20 protein-coding genes are annotated in these 22,696 nt (G+C 48.4%); 12 read left to right on the plus strand and 8 right to left on the minus strand.

The annotated features are described in order from the left end of the window. Positions 1 to 184: 184 nt before the first annotated feature. From QUB63_RS02805 to lepA, 3 genes are all read right to left on the minus strand, one after another. Complete coding sequence (locus QUB63_RS02805) at positions 185 to 754, minus strand: type II toxin-antitoxin system HicB family antitoxin (RefSeq protein ID WP_332943269.1); 570 nt, start codon at positions 752 to 754, stop codon at positions 185 to 187. A 28-nt stretch (positions 755 to 782) separates the two neighbouring features. Then, complete coding sequence (locus QUB63_RS02810; RefSeq protein WP_332943271.1) at positions 783 to 977, minus strand: hypothetical protein; 195 nt, start codon at positions 975 to 977, stop codon at positions 783 to 785. Between the two features lie 79 nt (positions 978 to 1,056). Further along, a complete protein-coding gene (gene lepA, locus QUB63_RS02815) occupies positions 1,057 to 2,871 on the minus strand; it encodes a translation elongation factor 4 (protein ID WP_332943273.1) in 1,815 nt (604 codons plus the stop codon). Between the two features lie 756 nt (positions 2,872 to 3,627). Here lepA and QUB63_RS02820 point away from each other — a divergent pair. Both QUB63_RS02820 and QUB63_RS02825 read left to right on the plus strand, forming a co-directional pair. Beyond that, on the plus strand, positions 3,628 to 3,855 hold the full coding sequence (locus QUB63_RS02820; protein ID WP_332943274.1) for a type II toxin-antitoxin system CcdA family antitoxin: 228 nt from the start codon (positions 3,628 to 3,630) through the stop codon (positions 3,853 to 3,855). Between the two features lie 858 nt (positions 3,856 to 4,713). Beyond that, positions 4,714 to 6,609 (plus strand): ATP-binding protein, encoded by a 1,896-nt coding sequence (locus QUB63_RS02825; protein WP_332943275.1) that lies wholly within the window; start codon positions 4,714 to 4,716, stop codon positions 6,607 to 6,609. A 312-nt stretch (positions 6,610 to 6,921) separates the two neighbouring features. On the opposite strand, the gene QUB63_RS02830 is transcribed toward QUB63_RS02825, so the two are convergent. After that, positions 6,922 to 7,047, minus strand: coding sequence for a hypothetical protein (locus QUB63_RS02830; RefSeq protein WP_332943276.1), 126 nt, complete (start codon positions 7,045 to 7,047; stop codon positions 6,922 to 6,924). Between the two features lie 668 nt (positions 7,048 to 7,715). Between QUB63_RS02830 and QUB63_RS02835 the strand changes: the two genes are divergently transcribed. Then, the gene (locus tag QUB63_RS02835; protein ID WP_332943277.1) at positions 7,716 to 8,525 is read left to right on the plus strand and encodes a sensor histidine kinase; all 810 of its coding nucleotides are present in this window, start codon (positions 7,716 to 7,718) and stop codon (positions 8,523 to 8,525) included. Positions 8,526 to 8,833: 308 nt separating this feature from the next. Here the strand turns inward: QUB63_RS02835 and QUB63_RS02840 are convergent, their stop codons facing one another. After that, a complete protein-coding gene (locus QUB63_RS02840) occupies positions 8,834 to 10,372 on the minus strand; it encodes a PAS domain S-box protein (RefSeq protein WP_332943278.1) in 1,539 nt (512 codons plus the stop codon). 317 nt (positions 10,373 to 10,689) lie between these two features. On the opposite strand from QUB63_RS02840, the gene QUB63_RS02845 reads away from it, so the two are divergent. The 3 genes from QUB63_RS02845 (at position 10,690) to QUB63_RS02855 (ending at position 12,922) form a co-directional block, all read left to right on the plus strand. Continuing rightward, the gene (locus QUB63_RS02845; protein ID WP_332943279.1) at positions 10,690 to 11,340 is read left to right on the plus strand and encodes a DUF3386 domain-containing protein; all 651 of its coding nucleotides are present in this window, start codon (positions 10,690 to 10,692) and stop codon (positions 11,338 to 11,340) included. Between the two features lie 232 nt (positions 11,341 to 11,572). Continuing rightward, on the plus strand, positions 11,573 to 11,812 hold the full coding sequence (locus tag QUB63_RS02850) for a NifU family protein (RefSeq protein WP_332943280.1): 240 nt from the start codon (positions 11,573 to 11,575) through the stop codon (positions 11,810 to 11,812). Between the two features lie 195 nt (positions 11,813 to 12,007). Further along, positions 12,008 to 12,922, plus strand: a complete 915-nt coding sequence (locus QUB63_RS02855; protein WP_332943282.1) for a hypothetical protein — start codon at positions 12,008 to 12,010, stop codon at positions 12,920 to 12,922. A gap of 174 nt (positions 12,923 to 13,096) precedes the next feature. Here the strand turns inward: QUB63_RS02855 and QUB63_RS02860 are convergent, their stop codons facing one another. Next, positions 13,097 to 13,648, minus strand: coding sequence for a hypothetical protein (locus tag QUB63_RS02860; RefSeq protein ID WP_332943283.1), 552 nt, complete (start codon positions 13,646 to 13,648; stop codon positions 13,097 to 13,099). Further along, positions 13,620 to 14,453: an oligosaccharide flippase family protein gene (locus QUB63_RS02865; RefSeq protein ID WP_332943284.1), complete on the minus strand. Its 834-nt coding sequence runs from the start codon at positions 14,451 to 14,453 to the stop codon at positions 13,620 to 13,622. The genes QUB63_RS02860 and QUB63_RS02865 overlap by 29 nt, the downstream gene beginning before the upstream one ends. Before the next feature lie 431 nt (positions 14,454 to 14,884). On the opposite strand from QUB63_RS02865, the gene QUB63_RS02870 reads away from it, so the two are divergent. The 6 genes from QUB63_RS02870 (at position 14,885) to QUB63_RS02895 (ending at position 22,387) form a co-directional block, all read left to right on the plus strand. Beyond that, a complete protein-coding gene (locus QUB63_RS02870; protein ID WP_332943286.1) occupies positions 14,885 to 17,185 on the plus strand; it encodes a glycoside hydrolase in 2,301 nt (766 codons plus the stop codon). A gap of 348 nt (positions 17,186 to 17,533) precedes the next feature. Next, on the plus strand, positions 17,534 to 20,131 hold the full coding sequence (locus QUB63_RS02875) for a PAS domain S-box protein (protein WP_442921751.1): 2,598 nt from the start codon (positions 17,534 to 17,536) through the stop codon (positions 20,129 to 20,131). Positions 20,132 to 20,613: 482 nt separating this feature from the next. After that, positions 20,614 to 21,006, plus strand: coding sequence for a response regulator (locus tag QUB63_RS02880; protein WP_332943287.1), 393 nt, complete (start codon positions 20,614 to 20,616; stop codon positions 21,004 to 21,006). Between the two features lie 540 nt (positions 21,007 to 21,546). Then, positions 21,547 to 21,765, plus strand: a complete 219-nt coding sequence (locus tag QUB63_RS02885; protein WP_332943288.1) for a hypothetical protein — start codon at positions 21,547 to 21,549, stop codon at positions 21,763 to 21,765. 106 nt (positions 21,766 to 21,871) lie between these two features. Continuing rightward, complete coding sequence (locus QUB63_RS02890) at positions 21,872 to 22,084, plus strand: hypothetical protein (RefSeq protein WP_332943289.1); 213 nt, start codon at positions 21,872 to 21,874, stop codon at positions 22,082 to 22,084. Between the two features lie 165 nt (positions 22,085 to 22,249). After that, positions 22,250 to 22,387, plus strand: a complete 138-nt coding sequence (locus QUB63_RS02895) for a hypothetical protein (protein WP_332943290.1) — start codon at positions 22,250 to 22,252, stop codon at positions 22,385 to 22,387. An 11-nt stretch (positions 22,388 to 22,398) separates the two neighbouring features. Here QUB63_RS02895 and QUB63_RS02900 read toward each other — a convergent pair whose 3' ends face one another. Continuing rightward, positions 22,399 to 22,542: a chlorophyll a/b-binding protein gene (locus tag QUB63_RS02900; protein ID WP_325314842.1), complete on the minus strand. Its 144-nt coding sequence runs from the start codon at positions 22,540 to 22,542 to the stop codon at positions 22,399 to 22,401. Positions 22,543 to 22,696 lie beyond the last annotated feature (154 nt).

A 22,696-nucleotide genomic window follows, 5' to 3' on the forward strand; every position in this document is an offset into this window, starting at 1 on the left:
AGGTAGAGATTTTTGAGAAGTTATAATTCGCAAAGCCTTTCCCAGATAAGCTTTGCGAGTTTTGGGAGATGTCTAATGATGGTAACACCAATATCTTCAGGATTGACGGCATTAATTCGTTCAATTACAACAGGATGATTTTGTTGAAAAAGTGAAACATGATCTGTATCGAGTACCCACAAACTCACTTAACTGCTTCCTCCGCATCCAGTTTCCGGTAATACTCTTCCATTTCTGCATCTCGCTCGCGACGAAGAGCTTGTATATCTTCCAGCATATCATCGAATTGCGGATCGTCTTTGAACATACCAGCAAACTTCATCCACGGATGCTCTGGTTTTGGCTGTTGAATTTCCAGAGAAATAAGTTCGGCTTTTGCTAAGCGATCGCCCAAAATGCTGCTAATATTTGCAAGAGCTTCTTCGCGAGTATTCCCCTGAGCCTTACAGTCAGACAAACCTAGAACCATCGCCTGATAATTTCCCTCTGTTTCCTGTTCCATGAGGACTGTCAAACCGGGAACATCCGCTTTTTGTTGTTGAATTTCCAGAGAAATGAGTTCGGCTTTTGCTAACCGATCGCCCAAAACTCTGCTAATATTAGTAATAGCCTCGGAGCGAGTATTCCCCTGGGCTTTACAGTCGGGCAAACCCAACACGATCGCCTGATACTTTCCCTCTGTTTCTTCTATGAGGACTGTCAAGGAAAAATCACCTAATTTTGCCGAGGGTTTTAGTAATATTTGAGTATTCATAAGAGTAAATTCAAGTAACAATTATGCCTTAATTATAACTGGCTTGCTCGCTCTTTAGGGCGATCGCACTCCCAAACCAAAGAAACCGGGTTTTTACCAATTCTACGGACTCGAACCTCTGGATTTTCGTAAAAAAACCCGGTTTCTGGCCACCCGTGCGTCCAAAAGCTAGGACGGGCACGCGAGCCCGTCCCACAATTGCTTTTTCTTGTGGGATGGGCACGCGATCCCGTCCCAAATATAGAATTTAAATGGGAAACAGACGATCGGGACGATCGCCCCTGCGATCGCCCCTACACGCATCACGAATCCCGATCGAGCTTAAGCACAGCCATAAAAGCCTCCTGCGGCACATCCACAGTACCCACAGACTTCATCCGCTTCTTACCCTTCGCCTGCTTTTGCAGCAACTTCTTCTTCCGCGAGATATCGCCGCCGTAACACTTCGCCAACACATCTTTCCGCAAAGCCGGAATATGCTCGCTCGCAATCACCTTAGCGCCAATTGTCGCTTGAATCGGCACCTTAAATTGGTGGCGGGGAATCAACTCCTTGAGTTTTTCCGTCAACCCGCGGCCCACATTGTAAGCCTTATCCCGGTGTACGATCATCGCCAAAGCATCAACCGGATCGCCATTAATTAAAATGTCCAGTTTCACCAGCGGATTTTCGCGATAACCGATCAGGTGATACTCCATGCTCGCATAACCGCGCGATCGCGATTTCATCTGATCGAAAAAGTCAGTCACCACCTCAGCCAAAGGCAACTCATAAACCAGCGTAGTGCGCCCCTGACTCAGATACTTCATATCCATAAAAATGCCCCGCCGACTTTGAGACAGTTCCATCAGCGCGCCCACATAAGTTTCCGGCGACAGCATTTCTACCCGCACGTAAGGCTCCTCAATTTTGTCCCGATACTGAGGATCTGGCAAGTGACTCGGATTGTCAATTGTTAGCACTTCTCCTTTAATTGTTGTGACTTGATAAACCACAGAAGGAGCCGTAACAATCAAATCCAAATTGTACTCTCTCTCCAATCTTTCCTGCACGATTTCCATGTGCAGCAAACCCAAGAAACCGCAGCGGAAACCAAATCCCATCGCGCTCGAAGTTTCCGGTTCGTAAGAAAGCGCCGCATCGTTGAGTTCGAGTTTTTCGAGAGCTTCCCGCAAGTCGGGAAATTGGTCGGCATCGATCGGGAACAAGCCGCAAAACACCATCGGCTTTGCTTCCGTATAACCCGGCCAAGGCTCGGGTGCCGGCTTTTTGACCAAAGTAATCGTATCTCCCACGCGAGCATCAGCTACGGCTTTAATTGCCGCGCCCAGATAACCAACTTCCCCCGCGTGCAGTTCATCTACTTGTACTTGCGTCGGTGACAGGATGCCCAATTCATCGATGACATATTCCTTCCCCGAAACCATTAACAACACCCGATCGCCCTTTTTGACACTTCCGTCCATCACCCGGAAATACACAATTACCCCGCGATAAGCATCGTAATAACTGTCAAAAATTAGCGCCCGCAGCGGTTTGTCAACAGTATCCTGCGGCGGCGGCACCAATTCGACGATCGACTCCAAAATCTCATCAATACCAATTCCTTCCTTAGCAGAAGCCTCAATCGCCCCGCTACAGTCCAGACCGATAATTTCTTCAATTTCCCCTTTTACCCGTTCCGGTTCCGCCCCTGGCAGGTCAATTTTATTTAGAACCGGAATAATTTCCAAATTATTTCCCAAGGCAAGGTAGACATTTGCCAAGGTTTGTGCTTCCACGCCTTGAGATGCGTCTACCACCAGCAGCGCCCCTTCGCAAGCAGCGAGCGATCGCGAAACCTCGTAGGAAAAGTCAACGTGTCCGGGAGTGTCGATCAGATTCAGCACGTACTCCTGACCGTCCTTGGCAGTGTAATTCATCCGAGCCGCTTGCAGCTTGATCGTAATGCCACGTTCGCGTTCGATATCCATATTGTCTAAAAACTGCTCCTTCATCTCCCGTGCTTGCACAGTTCCCGTCGCCTGCAACAGCCGATCGGCCAAAGTGGATTTTCCGTGGTCGATGTGAGCAATAATCGAAAAATTACGAATGCGAGATACAGGAACGTTTGTCATAAAACCTATCGGCCAAAGATTGACTTTTGTTGTATTATAAAACTTCATTCAATCTACAATCATTTATAGTCATTTAGAGACTTAAATAGAATTTAATTTTTTCTCGGCGGTGGGTTGACAGATCCATTATGTTTATGCTATGTTCGTCCCTTGACTCCAGCCAAGATGCACTCCAAGAAAAAAACTTTTCTCTCTGTGGCTATACAAAAAGCTGTTGAACGGTTGGGAATATTGCCGATCGCCAACATCCGTCCTCAAACCTCCAGCCCAGTCAGTCGATTGGGGCATTGAAGATTTTCGATTTGAGACGGCTCGGCGCGAGACTTCGGCGCGACTCTCCTAAGCAGCGCTAAGTAGAGTCGCCGCTCAGGAGAGTCCCGACGGAGCCCTGACGATTTTAGATTTACAAAGCAGCGCTGTGAATCAGCGAGCACGAACTCGGGTCTAAAATTTTGGGCGGCTCACGACGATTGTACGTGGCACGGTATCCATTTTTGGGGTCAGGTTGCTCTACAAAGGGCGTGAGCCAACTTAAAAATATTGGTGAAAAGTTGCTAGCGCTTGACAAGAAGCAGATAATTTGGTCAAATGACGGAAGCGGGACGGTAAGGCTGTAAAAAATATAAGTTTTCATCCGCTGTGCATCTCTACTAGAGGTCGGCCATCACTTCCTTCAAAACACTTCCTTCAAAACAAAAAGGCGTAAATTCCTAGAAGGAATTGAAACTTAAGAATTAAAACTAGGATTTTTTAACTATGAGCGACTCAAGTATACCCTCCCACAGTTCGTCAGAAAAAGTGGAACTGTCTATCCATATAGATTCTGAACTGCTAGACCAAATTAAGCACTTGACAAATGACCCCAGCAAAGTCATTGAAACAGCAATCAAGCAGTGGCTCAGAGGCGAGCGCCGCGAAGACGATCAGGCTATGAGTTTGCGCCGCAACCCGCCAGTCCCGCCCCGCGGCGAGTGGAACGACTGATGTTCTGTCCTCTCAAACCCCGAGACGGCGGGCGCAAATCTGCATGGCTGTGAAATTGCGGGCTGTGAAATTTCGACCGCGCGATCTCCGGCTTTGAGAGGACAGCAGATCGCGCGGGCGAAATACAGGTTGTTCGGAGCAATCAGGGTTAACTCACAACCTGGGAACTCTTCTCTTGTGACGGCAAAAATGCGTGAAGCGAAGCTATCCCGAAGGGAATCGCCCGTCCCCGACTTGAGTTGTTTCGGGCCTTGAATTTTCGCCGATTTTTCAAACTCGATCGTTAATCTGTGCAGACCACTAATTCCTAAATCTGAATTTGGATTTGTTAATTACCCAAAACGGCTGACCACAAATAGTTGTGAGTTTAGACTAGAGTTTTGAATTAAATAATTAATATTTTTTTAGTTCATTAATAAGTCAAAACGAAAGGGTAGAAGCATAAAAAAGTTGTGAATAGTGAGTGGCGAGCTGTGAAATTTTTAATTAAAAAGACAACAACTTTTTAGTTAATTAAGATAGCAACCGCGCCCGACGGTGAGGAAGTTCTTAATTTCCCAAATATGAACTCTTATATTGTTTCTTCCTTATTCCGCCGACCTGCTGGACTTCTTCCTTCTGCGATAACTCACAACTTAACGGTCGAAGCCCAAAACAATTTTGAGGCTGGAGTTGAGAATTATAGCAACCGCGCCCGACATCCGGTTCTTAATGGCTCTTTCCCCATACCGTCGAGTGCTTCTATCGCGACGATAACTAAAGCCTTCTATCGCGACGATAACTAAAGCCTTCTGACTTCAACATCTACTAGAAAAACTTAAGATTCAAAAATCAGAACTACTTTTATCCCCTACTCTGATGGACTCTAACACAGATTTCCGGCGATCGAGCCTCGCCTCTACAGCCTTTTTTCAAGAGTTAGGGGCAGAATTAGTATTTACCCAAGACGCAAGGGGTCGATATCTATCTTTTTACTGGCAAAAAGCCGAGCAGTACAACCTCACACCAGAAAAAATTGTCGATCGCCCCCTCAGCGAAACCCTGCAACCCATCGCCCCTGCACCTTATCTCGACCGGCTGCGGCGGGTGCTCGAAACCCTCGTCCCGCAACGGTTCAGCTATCCATTTGGCCACGCCGGACAATATTTTCTGTTCGATTTGACACTCACTCCGGCGATCGACTCCAACGGCAAAGCTGCAAAAGTCTTAGTTATGGGAAGGCTGCTGTCTGACAAACCCGCTTCCAGGCCGCCAGATTCCCCAGAATTCATGCCCGATAAAGCTTTGCCATCCCCCTCAAAGGCCCGCCAACAAATACTGTATCCAGCGAGCCTCATCGGTAGAGCGCTTTCTCCCTCTTTGGAAATCGACCGCAAAATCATCTCCCAAATCGCTCAAAACCTGCACAAAACCCTCGACTTAGAGACAATTTGGCAGCAAACGGTTAACAGTTTGGGTCAAGTCTTGAACGCCAGCCGCTGCATCATCTGTTCCTCCAAAAAACCCCGCGAAAATCTCGAATCCTCCCCATTCCTTGGCCCGGAAAATCAGCAAAATTATCCAGACCCAGCAGCCGAATTGCAACAGTCAATTGCCAGCGATCGATCGCCCCCGCTTTCCTCCGATCAAATCGAAAATCTCCAATCGAAAACTTTTAAAGTAGTAGCTGAGTACCGCCAAGAAGCTTACTCTTCGATGCTCGGACTAGAACTGCGCGCAGCCGAACAGCCCGGGTGGATTCAAACTTTAGCCACCTTAAAACCCGTAGCAGTCGATTACGCCTCCCCCGTCGCCGATCGGTTCGATCGGCATTCCGTGCTCGTAGCAGCTACCTCCTATGAAGACCAACCCAATGCCCTGATATGTTTGCACCGCTGCGGCAATTCCCCTCCATGGAGTGCTGTCGAACTCGAATTCGCCCGCGAGTTAGTCGCTCAAGTCGGCAGCGCGATCGCCCACGCTACACTTTACCAAGAATTAGAACAAGCCCGCGCCGAAGCCGTCGCTCTTTCCCAACTTAAAAGTCAATTTCTTGCCAATACTTCTCACGAACTCCGCACCCCCCTCAACGGCATCCTCGGCTTCCTGAAACTGCTTATGGACGGCATGGCAGATGACCCGCAAGAAGCACACCAATTTATCGAAGAAGCTTATCGATCGGCGTTACACTTGTTCAATGTGATTAACGATATTTTGGATATCGCTAAAATCGAAGCTGGCAAAATGGAGTTAGACCTCGCTCCCGTCAAACTCGGCGAACTGTTGCAGCAAGTTGAGAATTTTACGCGGGTTCAAGTGCAGCAAAAGCGATTGCAATTTCAAATCCAAACACCCCCTTCCCAGGACGAGATTATTGTGTACGGCAACTACCAACGCCTGCTTCAGGTAATTTTGAACCTCACCGGAAATGCGATTAAATTTACCACGGAAGGGGGAATTCGCATCAGTGCCGAAGTTATTAAGAAAAAAGTGACCGTTCAAAACCAGGAGTTCCCCGGAATCGTCAAAATCCGAGTCGCTGATACTGGCATTGGGGTTTCTCTCGACAAGCAAGATAAATTATTTGAATCATTTTTTCAGGTGGACGGCGCTCGTACCAGGCAATACGGCGGCACCGGTTTGGGATTGGCTATTTCTCAAAAACTGGTAGAAGCAATGGGGGGTACCGTAAATTTTTACAGTATGGGGGAAGGACTCGGATCTACTGTTACTTTTACTGTGGCGCTTTATCAAGAACCCCTCTTTAAAAATTAATCATCGGTCATCGGTCATCGGTAATCGGTCATCGGTCATCGGTCATCGGTTATCGGTTATCGGTTATCGGTTATCGGTAATCGGTCATCGGTCATCGGTAATTTGTCATCTGTTATCGGTCATCGGTAATTTGTCATCGGTAATTTGTCATCTGTTATCGGTCATCGGTAATTTGTCATCGGGACGTTAAAGGAAGTGCGGCAACGAAGCAGTGTAAGGGATTTGACGGATTTAACAGATTTAACGGATCGATGTTGAAGTCAGAAGTCCGAGGTCACAAGTCCGAGCTTCTCAGGAAGAAGCAAGAGGGAATCAGGAATCAGGAAGAGGTAAAAAACAGCGGTAGCGGTTCTCAACTTTCTCTTCTGTACTCGCCAGTTGTCTTACCAATTCCCAATTCCCAATTCCCAATTCCCAATTCCCAATTCCCAATTCCAATTACCTTTTTCCCAATTACCAATTACCTTTTTCCCAATTACCAATTACCTTTTTCCCAATTACCAATTACCTTTTTCCCAATCTGTACCCACTCACTGAAGAATTGCTATATCAGTGTATCCATGACTTCCGTTTCGTGAATAAAGGTCATCGATAATTGGCAATTTTCCTATTAACAGAGTTATATACCGTTCACAGTATCAATTTTTACTTTATCCGCTGCCAAACTCCCTCCTTAGGTGTTTTGGACTCAGACCGAGCGCCCCCGCCACTTCCAGACCCCACGCAGAATTAGCATCAGTGGCATTCGGAGGGTTAGGGATAACACCTAATCTTTATCTGTCCCCTGGGGGCTGACACCGCCGAGTAAACCCCCGCCAATCGCCGACTTTACAATAACTTAATGCTAACTCATACCACTGATTCAGCTTCCAAATCCCTAATGTAAAGGATTATTAATAAAACTTGACACTCTCTGTTCTATGTGAGAATCATAAAGATATTGTAAAGACACCGGGACTACTTAGTAATCTTTGACTGAGTGTGGCAAAATTTAAGTGTAATTACGTAAGTCCCAAGTAGGACAGCCTGCTGCTGGCAAATGCAGTAAATTCCTGCTCTGTTGGCGGGGTGGTAAACTTTTGCCAGTCTCGTAGAAAAGGGTTGCTATGAATCAGCAAATATCAGCTCAATCGCAAAAACTTTTACTCCAAATTGGCAGAAAGATTCGTCGAACTTTGGATCTCGATACCATTTGGCAGCAAACAGTTAACACTCTGGGACACACACTAGGCGTCAGCCGCTGCATCATTTGTCCCTATCCAAGTTCTAGCCTGCAAGTCAAAGTGGCTGCTGAATACTGCCAAGAACCATTTCTACCAATGCTGGGAATGGAAATCTCGCTCACAGCAGCACCTCATTTCATTCAAGCTCTGGCTACCCTCGAACCGGTAGTAATAGAGTCCTTTAAAGCCGACGATCTTTTTGAGCGGCAGTCGGTGCTAGTGGTTGCTACTGCTTATCAAGAACAACCTAACGGCATAATTAGCTTGCATCGGTGCGAGGGCGAATCGTCGGCGCAGGGTAATGCCGATCGAGCTTGGAGTGAATGCCAAATCGAATTCGCACAAGAACTTGCCGATCAAGTCGGAAGTGCGATCGCCCTTGCCACCCTCTATCAACAGAACAGCCAGCGACTACAAGGACTATCCCAGCTCAAAAAGCAATTTTTATTGAGCGCATCCCACGAGATTCGCACTCCCCTAAATCACATCATCGGCTATCTTCAACTAACTGTAGATGATATGGCGGACGATCCAATAGAGGAGAGAGCTTTTATCGAAGAAGCTCACCGTTCGGCTCTCCACCTTTCTAAGGTAATTGGTAATGTCTTAGATTACATTCAGTTAAGTGAAGCTTGCCAGACTCACTCAGAGTTAGACACTCTCAGGAGTAAGGAGGAATCTGGACACAAGTAAAGAGGCCAGCCCCGCATTCAAAAAGTCGAATATTTACCCTGGAGGCAACTCTTCTGCCTGGAAAATCAGACACTTGCATCTATAGATTCCATGAATAAATTCAGTGGCTGGTTACTCAATTATTTTTATGTTATTAGGGTTTTGTGCAGCACAGCATACCAACTACTAAACGTAGTGTCGGGGTGTATTTATCATATTATGTCCGCTCGAACCACCCCTATCAAATAGGTTATTTTACCGGAAACGATCTCGCCAGCAGAAGATTGCAGTTTCGCACTTTGAATATTTTTTACTTGTGCTTGAGAGAATTACGTATCGCCATTTTTTTTCTTGGTTTTTGCAGGGCTGACATAGCGCGCCCAAAAAGGTTCTTCCATATTTTTCAGCGCTGCTAGTTTTTGGCGCTCCTCCTCTATGCGCTGGCGTTCTGAAAGGTCAGAAAATATGTTGATACTGCCGAGTGTCTCGCCGCCTGCATCTCGCACGGGTGCGGCCCAAAGCCAAACATCGATCGAACTACCGTCTTTTTTCAACAAAGACAATTCCAAACCGTTTTGCAGTTTGCCATTACCCGCAGACTTCAGCAGCGCGTAAAAATCCTGCTTTTTGCCTTCAGGAATATTCGGTAAAGGTTGCCCCAAAACCTCAGCCGCAGTCCAGCCAAAAAGTTGTTCGGCGGCGCGGTTCCAGACAACGGTACTGCCGTCATTGGTGGTACAGTTAATCGCCAGCGGCGCCGATGCCATCTGCGCTATCATTACTTGGTTAACGAGTTGCAGTTTCAATTCTACTTGCTTGCTAGCGGTAATTTCCTGACAAGCGCCCCACAAACGGACAACCCGTCCTTCAGTTTGGTCCCACACCGCTTGCCAGCAGTCCCGCACCCAGCGCACTTCACCTTTTTGATTGATAATGCGGTACTCATTGGCTCCCGTGCGGCTGAAAGTACAGCCTTCTAATTGTTTAATTAATATTTCCCTATCGTCGGGATGAACCAGTTCGGAGTTCCACCAACCAAACGATTCTAATTCTTGAGGAACGCGGCCAGTGCAGCGCTCAAAAGCTTCTGTCGCCCACTCGCAGGCAAACTTGCCGTCTGGCAGTCCCTTAAAAGAATAGGCAAAATCCGAAGTAATTTGCGACATAACTCTGTAGTGCAGTTCCGACTCTCGGACTGCGATTTGTGCTTGCTTGCGTTCCCCGATTTCCCGCGAATTAATTACGATTCCCTGCACGCTAGAATCGTAAAGCAAACTGTTGCCCATCGCCTCCAAGTAGATCCAAGAACCGTCAGCGTGGCGTTTCCGATATTCGATCGGCCCCCCAACTCCAGGATATTCTAGCAACTTGCCAAAATACCCCTGCCAAGCCAGCAAATCGTCTGGATGGATTAACTCGCCGTGAAACTTGCCAATTCTTTCTTCTGGGTTGTAACCCAAAATCCGCTGTAGGGCTGGGCTGTGGTATCGGACTCGCCCGTCGGCGCCGACAATGCTAATTAGATCCGGAGAATTGCGCAGCAGAGCTTGCAGTTTGGCTTCGCTTTTAGTTAATGCTTGATTGTCTCTGCGGTGCTGGCTGACTTCTTGGTTCAACTGCTCCTGTAGCTTTCTGAGTTGCGATGCTTGCTGCGCGACTGTGCGTTCCAAGAGGCGATTTGATTTTTCGAGTTCAACCAGCTTTGCCGCGTTATTTGTCGCGCTTTCAAACTGGCGGCCCGCTGCCATGGACTGCAAAGAATTTGATAAATCTGCCACAGTTTTTGTTAAAATTGCCTGTTGCGGTGGTGGCAACTTGCTAGCTTGTTCCTGCAAGATTTCTAAGTATTTATAGACTGTTTCTAGCATTTTATTAATGGGGGAATCTGATAGTTGCCACAGGTGCAAATTCTAAAAAGCGGACACAAGTTTTTTTAAGATAACCCATAACTAAGACGACTATCTGGCGATCGACCGCGATCTTAATCACCTGCCATTTCGTCACTTTATTTTCAGATCATAGCAACCGACACAGAAATTAAATTATTGTGGCGATCGCATTGCCAGCCCAGCAGCACCCGAGGTAGCAGTGCTCGGGCGAGAGTCGGCAACCCGCCTATGCGGTGAATGCAGGACACAGGAGCGGTTAAGCTAAACTAGATGGGTGTCAAGAGAAAGAGGGATTTATGACAGAGCCAGCCAACGCTCGCGATTTGTTTCGCGCTGCTTACGAACACCGCTACACCTGGGATGCCAACTTTCCCGGTTACAGTGCCGATATTGAGCTCAAACAGGGCGACGAAGTATATACGGGTCATGTTTCTATCAAACCAGACATGAGCGTGGAAGTCACGGGCATTGCAGACGAGGAAGTAAAGCAGAGCGTTTACACCCAAATGCGGGACATTGTTACCCACCGCAAGCGCTCATCATTTGAAAAATCTCACGGCAAAAATAGCTTCACCCTAGGCGAGAAGGACAGCACCGACGCTGTGGATATTTTAGTGCAAGGCGACTCAATGGGATCGAATTATAAAATCCGAGGTCTCTCAATTTGTCAAGTCAGCCGGGTGATGGGCCGCATGGCTTTCGTAATTGACACGCACAAAAGCTTAGAGACACCGGAAGGTTCTTTGGCCAGCCACTACGATGCCGTTTTCCGCAACCCCCAAACCGACGAAATCATCAGAGAACTCGAATTTGAAGATACCTTTGACAAGATAGGCGACTATTATGTCATGACCAAGCAAGTAGTGCGATCGAAAGAAAAAGGTCAACTGACAACAACCGAGTTTAACTATTCTAACGTCAAACTGCTAGAACCAGCAGTAGTCTAAGGTTATACCATTTTCGATTGGGGATTTTCGATGGGCAATGACTGATGACAACCCGGGTTGGCAAAATATCCTAAAGTTGCATTACTTTTGGGAACTGGTATTAATTGCAAAATCCGTTTTCTTGCTGAAAGCGGGTTTTGCGATTAATGTATCGGGCTAAACTTGATTTAGCCGCAAGTAACGGTACGATCGAACTTTCATCAACTGCAAGAAATCATCACAGAGGCAAAATATGACGACACTAGCACTAACCAGAGATAACGTCGAACAAGTTCTCGATGAAATGCGCCCCTACCTGATATCCGACGGCGGCAACGTCGAGCTCGTAGAAATCGACGGCCCAGTCGTGCACCTGAGACTGCAAGGAGCTTGCGGCTCTTGCCCCAGTTCCACAATGACCCTGAGAATGGGCATTGAACGCCGCCTGCGCGAAGCCATCCCTGAAATTGCTGAAGTCGAACAGGTAATGTAGCTTGATAATGAGTAATTAACACTCCCACCCCTTGAGCCTTAGATGAGTGTGAATTTTTTTGCAACACCGATCGTCACAGCAATCTAAGCTGGTATTCAGTAAAGCGCCTGGAGCCATTAAAGAGGATGAACGCGACCCCTTCTCCCCAGAACTTTCTGCACAGGATTCGCAAGCAGCTCGGATACAAAGTACGTATTGTTGGACGGCGGACATCGGGAAGTCCGCTACAAATGGCGGCTCGATAGTCTGAATCGTTGGGCGGGCAACCTGCTCGACCAACTGGCGTCCGAGGGTGTCCTCAATCCGATCGATACTCCTGTGGAATCAGATATCGAACTTCATATGCTCTGCAGTCATTCCAGCGTAACGATGGGAATCTGGAGCTTGTGGAGCCTGCTGCGATGGGGGGAGGGCAAGATAACCCCGGCGATCCAATCGGACGGTTCGATCGCCCCGGAGGATGTCTTGCGGTTTCGGAAGTTCTTTCCGCACGTCCGATTCATCATGCCTGAAGAGGCGGAGCGGTTGGTGGAGCAGCGGTTAGTCGGGAGCGAGTTTGAATTCTTGCGCCGCTTCTTCCACACTCACTTCTTCGGTTCGCGACTTCTTACTTCCCATATGTCAGAGCAGGCGCGAGTAGTGGTTGGTATAGACTCCGATGTCCTGGTCTTCGATCGCCCGACTGAGGTTCTCGAACAGTGCGCAGCAGCCAAAAACAGCCCCGCCCTCACGAGTTTCCGCGACGAATTTGACTGGGTGACGGTATGCGCTCCGGTCAAGGAAATGGAGGCGCGGTGCGGGACTCGCATTGAATCCAGGTTCAACGGCGGCCTGGTGGTTCTGCCCAAATTTGGGGACGAACAGTTTCGCTTCATGGAGCGGATGCTGCGGGCCTACAGGCCCGAATGGCGCGCCCATTATTTCGCAGAGCAGACCCTGCTGGCGCTGATGGCGGGGGAGTTCGGGTGGAATCAACTGCCGCCTTTGTACCAGATGGGAGAGGAGACGAATTCTCCCGATGCGATCGCGATCCACTACATCTCGAACCAGGCAGTCCGTCCCCGGTACTTCTCCGAGGGAGTGCCCCGGCTAGTCGGGCGACGGCCGTGACGCTGCCCAAATCAACGATTAGGCTGTTTCGGATGCCCCCCAAATTTCGCGCGTGCGATCGATCGTCCCACGCGCCGTGCGAGCGCGTCTCTACCGGAGATCGATAAGTGCAGCGAATATCAGCGCGGCATCCAGGCCCTGAACTTATTGAGGAAGTGGGAGGAGCGCTCAATCTTAGGAGTATTTCTGAAGTAGTAAATCTATAGGAAGACCAAACCCCAAAAAGTAGCGAGCTGCCACCACGGCTGCCAGCAATCCTAAAAGCAGAAGTGTAGCTTGAATATCTTGCACCAGACAATTCACTTTTTCACGCCAGAGACCGTAGCTAATTGCAGCGTACAAGCCAAGGTCATTCAGGGCAACTGCGACGATCGCTCCGGGCAGTCCTGCGATGGAAAATGCTACCCACAATCCAATGCTAGTCCAAATAAAGCGCAAGAATTGGCCGAAAGCTGGATATTGAATCTTCCCGAGCGCAAACAGAGCTGACTCAATTCCTGTATTGCAGAGTACGCGAGGCCAAATGCCAAGAGCTAGGATCGGCAACATCCAAGCAGCCTGAATATACCTATCGTCATACAATATCTTAATCGCGACATCCCCAAAGCTAAGCAACAGTGCTAAGCCAGCCGCGAATGCGATCGGGATCGGTTGGCGATTTTTGAGGATTTTAGCGCGAAGTATCTCGCGAGGCTGGTCAACCAACTTGGTAATAGCCGGAAACATCACCTTGCCACGAGCGGGCTAAAGTGACAGAGCGCGGTATGTCAGCAAGCGTGAGAGCAACGCCGTAAACGCCCAACACATCCAATGTCAGTAATTTTCCCAGAATCAGCCGATCGGCTTGCTCAGCAAAAAATGTTAAAGCTGTTGAAACAAATATCCACTTTCCAAAAGACAGAATTTCTCTAACTACCTCTTGATTCAAGATGAAGCGGTTAGGGGAACCACAATTCCAATAATGGCTCCAGACCAATTGCAGAATTTGTGACGCAAAGGAACCCATCAATATCGCCCAGATGGTCGGACTCAACCAAGCCCAAACAATCATTACCACAATCCCGATCGACTGTCCCGACAACTCAAAAATTGCTAGCTTACCAAAAGCCATATTCCGGTTGAGCGTGAACACCGAAGTTGAATTGAACCCGGAGATCGCCGTCCCCAAACCCACCACAGGGATTAACCAGAGGAACTGAGGCTGTTGGTATAACTGGGCAATTGCCCAGGCCAGCAAAAGCGTACAGAACCAAAGAATCACGCCGCGACAGACCTGCAAAGTCCAGGCAGTGTTGAGAAAATCTGGCTCTTCCCCGCGCTTGTTCTGGATGACGCTAGTACCGATACCGAGGTCTGAGAACAGGTGCACAGCCGTGATGAATACGTAGACGAGACTCATAAGACCAAACATTTCCGGTACTAGCAGGCGAGTCAGGATCGGGTTAGTGCCTAACCGCAGCACCTGACTGAGCCCATAACTAGCAATCGTCCATACTGCCCCTCGGACAGCAAGCTGTTTAACTGATGACATAATAAATTTGGCGTAAGGGACACCGAAAGAGCGGGCTTTTGAGCGAAGTTGGGGTATCAGTTAACACAGAAAACGGTCGCCTATCTATTCAGCGATTAATGGCGAGATTTCTCGATTTTCGACCTCAACAGCACTGCTAAGAAAGCTGCTCTGTGCAGCGCGATCGGCACCCCGGCCCGTCGGCAACTCCCCCGGCCCTAAATGTGTCGGTCTGACATAACATATAGCGGTTCTCAGGTTGCTGGAGGTACGCTGAAACTTTGCATTATCAAGCTTTCAAGGTCAAAATTCCTACGCGAACCTTTTTGAGAAAGGCTATAGTTCCACTGTACTTAACAAAAACATCATAAACTTTATGTTAGGGAACAAAGTGGAATTGATCTGAAAGTTGCACAAGACGTAACTACCTCATTAATAATTACTCATTACCAATGTCACACCCTCTCTACGTCGCCTTTATTTGGCACCAGCACCAGCCTTTGTATAAATCGAGGGCATCCGCCGCTGAGCCAGACACCAGTTCCAAGTCAAACTCGCCGATATTGCAGTCCAGAAACGTTGACCTCCAAGCTCACTATCGACTGCCTTGGGTGCGCTTGCACGGAGTCAAAGACTACTTAGATTTAGTGCTGATTCTGGCAAAATATCCCAAACTGCATCAAACAGTAAACCTGGTTCCGTCCTTGATTTTGCAGATAGAAGACTGCATAGCAGACAGAGCATTAGACCCTTACTTGGCGGTAACTCTGAAGCGAACCGAGGATTTAAACATCCAAGAACAAGAGTTCATTTTAGAACACTTCTTTGACGCCAACTACCACACCCTGATTGGGCCGCATCCCCGCTACGCTCAACTCTACACTCAGCGGCAAGAAAAAGGCATTCAGTGGTGCTTGGCCAACTGGAAATTGCAGGATTTTGGCGACTTGCTGGCGTGGCACAATTTAGCTTGGATTGACCCGCTGTTTTGGGACGACCCCGAGATTGCAGGCTGGCTGACACAAGGACAAAATTTTAGTTTGGCAGACCGAAAAAACATCTACTCAAAACAAAAAGAAATCCTCGCCAGAATCATTCCCCAGCACCGTAAAATGCAAGCCCAGGGACAGTTGGAAGTGTCCACAACCCCCTACACTCACCCGATTTTGCCGCTGCTTGCTGACACAAATGGCGGCCGCATAGCGATTCCTAACATGACGCTGCCAGAACACAGGTTCCAGTGGGCTGAAGATATTCCCAGACATTTGAGAAAAGCCTGGGATATGTATCAAGACAGATTTGAGTGCCAACCGCGCGGTTTGTGGCCGTCGGAACAGGCAGTTAGCCCGGAAATTTTGCCCTACATTGCTAAACAAGGGTTTAAATGGATTGTCTCGGATGAGGCAGTATTGGGGTGGACAATTAAACACTTTTTTAACCGCGATGGGGCGGGGAATGTCTGCGAACCAGAATTGTTGTATCGCCCTTATCGTTTAGAAACTCCTGACGGCGATTTGGCGATCGTATTTAGAGACCACCGATTGTCTGATTTGATTGGTTTTACTTACGGTTCTATGGAACCGAAAAAAGCAGCGTCAGATTTAGTGGGACACTTGGAGTCGATCGGCAGAACTCTCAAACACCGACAGTCCGGCGGCCAAACAGCTTTAGAAAATCCCTGGTTAGTGACGATCGCCCTAGACGGCGAAAATTGCTGGGAATTCTATCCCCAAGACGGCAAACCGTTCTTAGAATCCCTCTATCAAACTCTCAGCGATAATCCAGATATCAAATTAGTCACAGTCTCAGAATTTCTCGACCAATTCCCAGCAACCGAAACAATTCCCGCAGCCCAACTGCACACCGGTTCCTGGGTGGACGGTTCCCTGACAACTTGGATCGGCGACCCCGCGAAAAATCGCGCTTGGGACTTGTTAGGGCCCGCGAGACAAATGCTGGCAAACCATCCAGAGGCCACAGAAGAAAGCAACCCAGAAGCTTGGGAAGCGCTTTATGCGGCCGAAGGTTCTGACTGGTTCTGGTGGTTTGGCGAGGGCCACACGTCGAATCAAGATGCTATGTTCGATCGGCTGTTCCGGGAACACGTAGCTGCAATTTACGAAGCTCTCGGCGAGCCTGTACCCCCGTCCGTGCTGCGGCAAGTAGAGGCACACGAGGTTCAAGGCGACCACCAACCGCTGAGCTTTATTCACCCGATTATCGACGGTATCGGCAACGAACAGGATTGGGACAAAGCAGGCCGGATTGAAGTTGGGGGAGCAAGGGGTACGATGCACCGGAGTTCGGCAATTCAGCGGCTTTGGTACGGGGTTGACCACTTGAATTTTTACCTTCGCGCCGACTTCAATGCAGGGGTGCGACCGGGAATTGATTGCCCGCCGGAGTTAAACTTGTTCTGGTTTTATCCCGATCGCACGATGAAAAACAGTCTGATTCCGCTGTCGGGTTTGCCCGACCAAGCACCGCTAAACTACCGATTCCACCATCAGTTAGAGATTAATTTGCTGACGAAATCGATTGGGTTTCACGAAGCAGGAGAGGGCGATGAGTGGCATCCCCGCCTCAGCCGGGCCCAAGTGGGATTGGATAAATGTTTGGAGGTAGCAGTGCCTTGGGCGGATTTGCAGATTATGCCCGACTGGCAAATGAGGCTGATTGCGGTTTTATCGTCCGGGGAGCGTTACTCTAGCTGTATGCCGGAAGATACTTTGATTCCGATCGGAATGCCGTAAAAAGTCAGCAGTCAGCAGTCCTGCCGTCATCAGTCAACAGTCCTGCCGTCATTAGTCATTAGTCATGAGTCATGAGTCATTAGTCAACAGTCATTCGTCTCGGAGTGCTGTGCGATCGAACCTGCTATAAAATTGGTTTGATCGTTCGGACTTCAGTCCTCTATTTTTTCAGGACTGAAGTCCGAACGATCGACACCTGCTCTAAAATAGGTTCGATCGTTCGGAGTTCAGTTCTCTGTTTTTTGAGGACTGAAGTCCTCATTACAAACCTGCTATAAAATTGGTTCGCAGTCTGGAGTTCAGTCCTCTGTTTTTTGAGGACTGAAGTCCGAACGATCGAACCTGATAATGGGTGAATTTACCGGATATCAAATCATTAGTCATTGGGAAATCATCAAACTAATGAGCCGCATTTTACTATTGGTCGATCGCCACCAACAACATTTGCCGATCGCACACCTCAACACCGAGCATGAGGCGATCGTACCCGATCGCACTTCCGAACCCAACTCCGAAATTTCCCTTCTCCAAATAGGTTTTGACTTGTGCATTCTCGACCAGGAAAATTACGATCGCATCGGGCCGCTGATAGAAGGATTAAAAGCAGCAGCCGAGCCGAGTTTTTTACCGTTTTTGCTGCTGCAAAAATGCCAAACGCCAGCTATTTATGAACCGCCGTTTTCGCCGCAGGCAAAACAACTCGATCGCAGAATAGACGATTTAATAACAACTCCCGTAGATGCAGCCCAACTGCACTTGCGGGTAGAGAATTTGTTGGCCCGCAGGCGATTGTCCCTAGAACTCCACAGACTTCAGGAAGTAATTAAAGAACGCACTTTTACAGAAAGTTTGTTAATCGACTCGCTGCAAACGGCAAACGAAAACCTGCAACGGGAAATCGCCAAGCGGGGAGAGGTAGAAGCTGCACTGGCAGAAAACTCCTATCTCGAATCGCTGATGAATGCCATGCCAGATATTGTCTGCTTCAAAGATGGCGAGGGCAGGTGGCAGGAGGCAAATCAAGCGATATTGGAATTGTTCGAGCTAGAAAAAATAGACTACCGCGGCCTTAAAGATTTTCAGCTAGGAGAACTCAGCAGTTTTTACCGCGAGGCCCTACAGGCGTGCGAGGTCAGCGATCGAGAAGCGTGGGAAAAAGGTAAGCTTTCTAGGGGAGAAGAAGCGATCGGGCGATCGAACGGTACTTTGAAAATCTATGACGTGATTAAAGTACCCGTATTTCACCCGGACGGCAGACGCAAAAGTATCGTGATTTTGGGCCGCGACATTACCGAATACAAGCAAGCTAGAGACGAACTCGTGCGCTTGGCGTCGATTGTCGAGTCTTCCGACGACGGCATCATCGGCAAAACCCTCGCCGGGACAATTCAGAGCTGGAACGCTGGAGCCGAGAAGATTTACGGCTACTGCGCGCCGTTCGTCAAGGGGCTGTCGATCGAGATTTTAGCCATACCCGAACGCCCCAAGGAAATTTCCCAAATTCTGGAAAATATTCGGGCTGGAGCCACCATCGACCATTACGAAACGGTACACTTGCGCAAAGACGGCGAACAGATAGATGTGTCTCTGACGATTTCTCCGATTAAAGATGCCACAGGAGCAGTAACGGGCATTTCGACAATCGCTCGCGACATCAGCGACAGCAAGCGAGTCGAAAAAGCTCTCGAACAACTCCGCCACCAAACAGAAATGATTTTGTTCTCCGCAGGAGAAGGAATTTGCGGGTTGAACAAACAGGGAAAAGTTACTTTTGTCAATCCGGCGGCGGTGAGAATGGCCGGCTGCGAATCGAAGCAATTGATCGATCGACCGCTCTATGAAAGCTTACACCGTTCACAGCCAGAATGCTCACAGGCGATCGAGCAAATTTCACCTGCAACAGACATCAATTCCGGCTCTGAACTTGCCACAAACAGCAGCGCCCAGGCGACGGGAAAACAGCCGTTGCGGGTAAGTTCTCAAATTTTAGCCACCTTGGAAGATGGAGAGGTGCGGCGCGTCACCGATGAGGTTTTTTGGCGGCGAGACGGCAGCAGTTTTCCGGTTGAGTACGTTGTCGCTCCGATGCGAGAACAAGGCGAAATTATTGGCGCTGTGGTGACTTTTAAAGATATCACCGATCGGCTGGCGATCGAGCGCATGAAAGATGAATTCATCTCGGTTGTCAGCCACGAACTGCGGACGCCCATGACTTCGATTCACGGGGCCCTGGGCCTCCTCAACAGCGGCCTGCTTGACGCTCACCCCCAGAAAGCCAAGCGGATGCTGGAGATTGCTGTCACTAACACTGACCGCTTGGTGCGCTTGATCAACGACATTCTGGATTTAGAGCGCATGGAGTCGAGTTACAGCACTGCAATCAAACAAACTTGCAATGTCGCGGATCTGATGTTGCAGGCGGCCGACGAGATGCAGGGAATGGCCCAACAGGCGGGAGTTACTCTGTCGGTGAGGCCTGTGGGGGCGCAATTGCTGGCTGTGCCCGATCGGCTAATTCAGGCCTTGACAAATTTGCTCAGCAATGCTATTAAATTTTCGCCTGCGGGTGCTACTGTTTGGCTGAGCGGGGAGTTGACCCACAATCCGGATGTGGCAGAAAAAGCTGGGTTGAATTCGGTCTCGTCTGTGTCTTTGTGGTCTCAATCGCCTGCCGCCAATCGGCACTTACGGGTGAGTTCGTCCATCCTGATTGCTGTTAAAGACCAAGGGCGGGGAATTCCGGCGGACAAGCTGGAGATGGTCTTTGAGCGCTTTCAACAGGTTGATGCTTCAGATTCTCGCCAAAAGGGAGGAACTGGTTTGGGGCTGGCTATTTGTCGCAGTATCGTACAGCAGCACGGGGGCCGGATTTGGGTGGAGAGCGTTTTGGGGGAGGGCAGCACTTTTTTCTTAAGTCTGCCAGTTATGGGTCCGGGAGAAAGTTAAGGGAGGGCATTGGTCATTGGTCATTAGTCATGAAAAAATATGAATGCAAAAATTTTCAATCAATCCCGGAGGCAGAAACCGGGCTTTTTGACCAAAATACTTGGTTGCCGCCAGCAGAAACGCTAATAGTCCTGGACGCATAGAGGCGCAGAAACCGGGTTTTTTTACGAAAATATACAGGTTGCAACCAGCAGATTAGGTAAAAAACCCGGTTTCTTTGTCGGAGTGCGTCTAGGACTAGCTAAAAAAACCCGGTTTCTCAGAGTCGCGAGTGCGTCCGGGACTGTCATTTTTGCCAAAGAGGGATTATACAGGCAGGGGCGGGCAAAAATCGCGATGTGAGGTCGAAAAGCGGATTTTTTGGGGGTAGATTTTACAGTTTTGTACATTTACTGTAAAGTTCGATCGGGTAAAACAGTTTGCTTTACAAAACATTCACATTTCCCCTCTAGTCTGGGATCAGTTCTCATTCATAAATAAAGATGTTAATTTTGACTGCCAAACGCATTTTGGTGATTGACGATGCCGAAGATATTCGGGAAGTGGCTCAAGTCAGTCTTGAGGTGGTGGGCGGCTGGGAAGTCCTGACTGCGAGTTCTGGCCGCGAGGGTGTGGCTAAGGCTCTTGCCGAACAGCCTGATGCTATTCTCTTGGACGTGATGATGCCCGACCAAGACGGGCCTACTACTTTTAAACAGTTACAAGCTAATCATGCTACGCAGCACATTCCAGTAATTTTATTGACGGCTAAGGCTCTCGCTAGCGACAGGCGGATGTTCGCGGATTTGGGGGTGGTGAGCGTGATTGCTAAGCCTTTTGAACCGATGTCTTTGGCTGCTCAGGTGGCCCAAGCTTTGGGCTGGGAGGAAGCATAGGTCGATCGCGCGCCTTGAATTTTATCAAAAATTTGGGTTTAAAACCCCGTGCTTCTAGCACGGCTTTCCCAAAATTTTTGCTACAATAGAACCAAGTCGGCATGGGGCCTCGGCACTCTGAGCGCAGGGACAGGTCGGGAAGTTCAACAGTTGACAGTTGACGTTCATGACAGTTGACCTGTGGAGAGCGACCTCTACCTAGAAGGAAGAGGATTGGAGTAATGAATAGTCTGATTTTAATTTCTCCCTCACTCGCGAGAGGCTTTCAACCAATTATTTCTGGTAAGACGACGAAAGGTAGCGCATCCCATTGAAGTGTCAAGGAATCCCCGTCGCAGAGAGCCCTCTGAGGTATGTCAAAACGAAAGACAATAAATTATTCCTGCTCGGTTTTTATGCTGAATATAATCGGGCAGGATTATATTTTATTTTGTAACAAGTTGCTCGTCTTCATAAGTTCTTCAGGTTTAGGTTTTAGTTTAAGCACATCGTCAGGCATCGATCCTGACTGTTGGCCGAACATCTTGGGAGAAGACGACTATGCCCTCAGCTTACATTTTGCTACTGATAGTTTCTCTGGCGGCAGTCTGGATTTACTGGCAAACCTCTCAAGATATTTTAGTGCTTGTGGCTTTCGCCGGACTGGGTTGTTTTATTTGGGGTTTCTCTTGGGCGCCTTGGAGCGTTCAGTTTCTGATTGTGGTGTTGCTGTTGGGCCTCCAAAAGTGCTACTTGTCAGACGCTCGCAGTTTTGAGTGAAAAGAGATTTTTTATTGTTGTGTCTGGAGTTGAGATGCGCGGGCATTCGTCAATCTCTGTAATTAATTGGTTATCGATCCATATCTTAAAGAAGGTTTAAAATATCATGAATAGTTGCCCTTGTTGCTCATCTCAATTGCTCCGCCACGCTCGCCACAATCGCGTTTATTGGTTTTGCTCGCGCTGCTGGCAGGAAATGCCGGATCTGTCGGAGATGATTTTAGGTAACAACCTGCGGACTCACAAACGAGACGGTTTGGTGAAGCTTCCAGCTTTAACTCCTAAAGTGAGGATTTTGGATTCAGTAGGAATTGCTTAGGAAAGCTGGAGTTTGACTGACGATAAATATTGAGACGGAAAAAATTTTTGATTGTGCCATCGGTTGGATTTTTTAATAAAAAATGCAAAAGCCCCTTCACCGCGAGTGAAGGGGACTTATACCATTTTAGATTTTAGATTTTAGATTTTAGATTTTAGATTTGGAATGGCTGATGACAACCAGGGTTGGGATCGCGGGCCTACAGTTGCATTCTTTTTGGAAACTGGTATTATTAGCGGGCGGGCGGGCGATCGCACTTGTAAAGGGGTCGATCGCCCGCCACAAATTGCAGCTATTGTATAGAGTTAAGCTGATTACATCAAACCGATTTGAGAGAGAATGCCTTGACCGGTGAGGAATTCGGTAGCTAAGCCGATCGCGAAGCCCAGCATTGCCAAACGGCCGTTCCAGGTTTCAGCGAACTCAGTGAAGCCTACTTTTGCGTCTTTGTTTTCCATGACCAGAAACCTCGTTGTATTTCAACCTTATGTAACTAAACTTAACACAACAAGAGAAACATTGCAACATATTTTTACATTTATTTTTCAAATGGCCCCGATAGGCTCATCGGGGCCCACGGGGAGAGGGGGGAGTTTGCACGCTAGATCGTCT

Source organism: Microcoleus sp. ARI1-B5, assembly GCF_036705795.1.
Lineage (GTDB): Bacteria > Cyanobacteriota > Cyanobacteriia > Cyanobacteriales > Microcoleaceae > Microcoleus.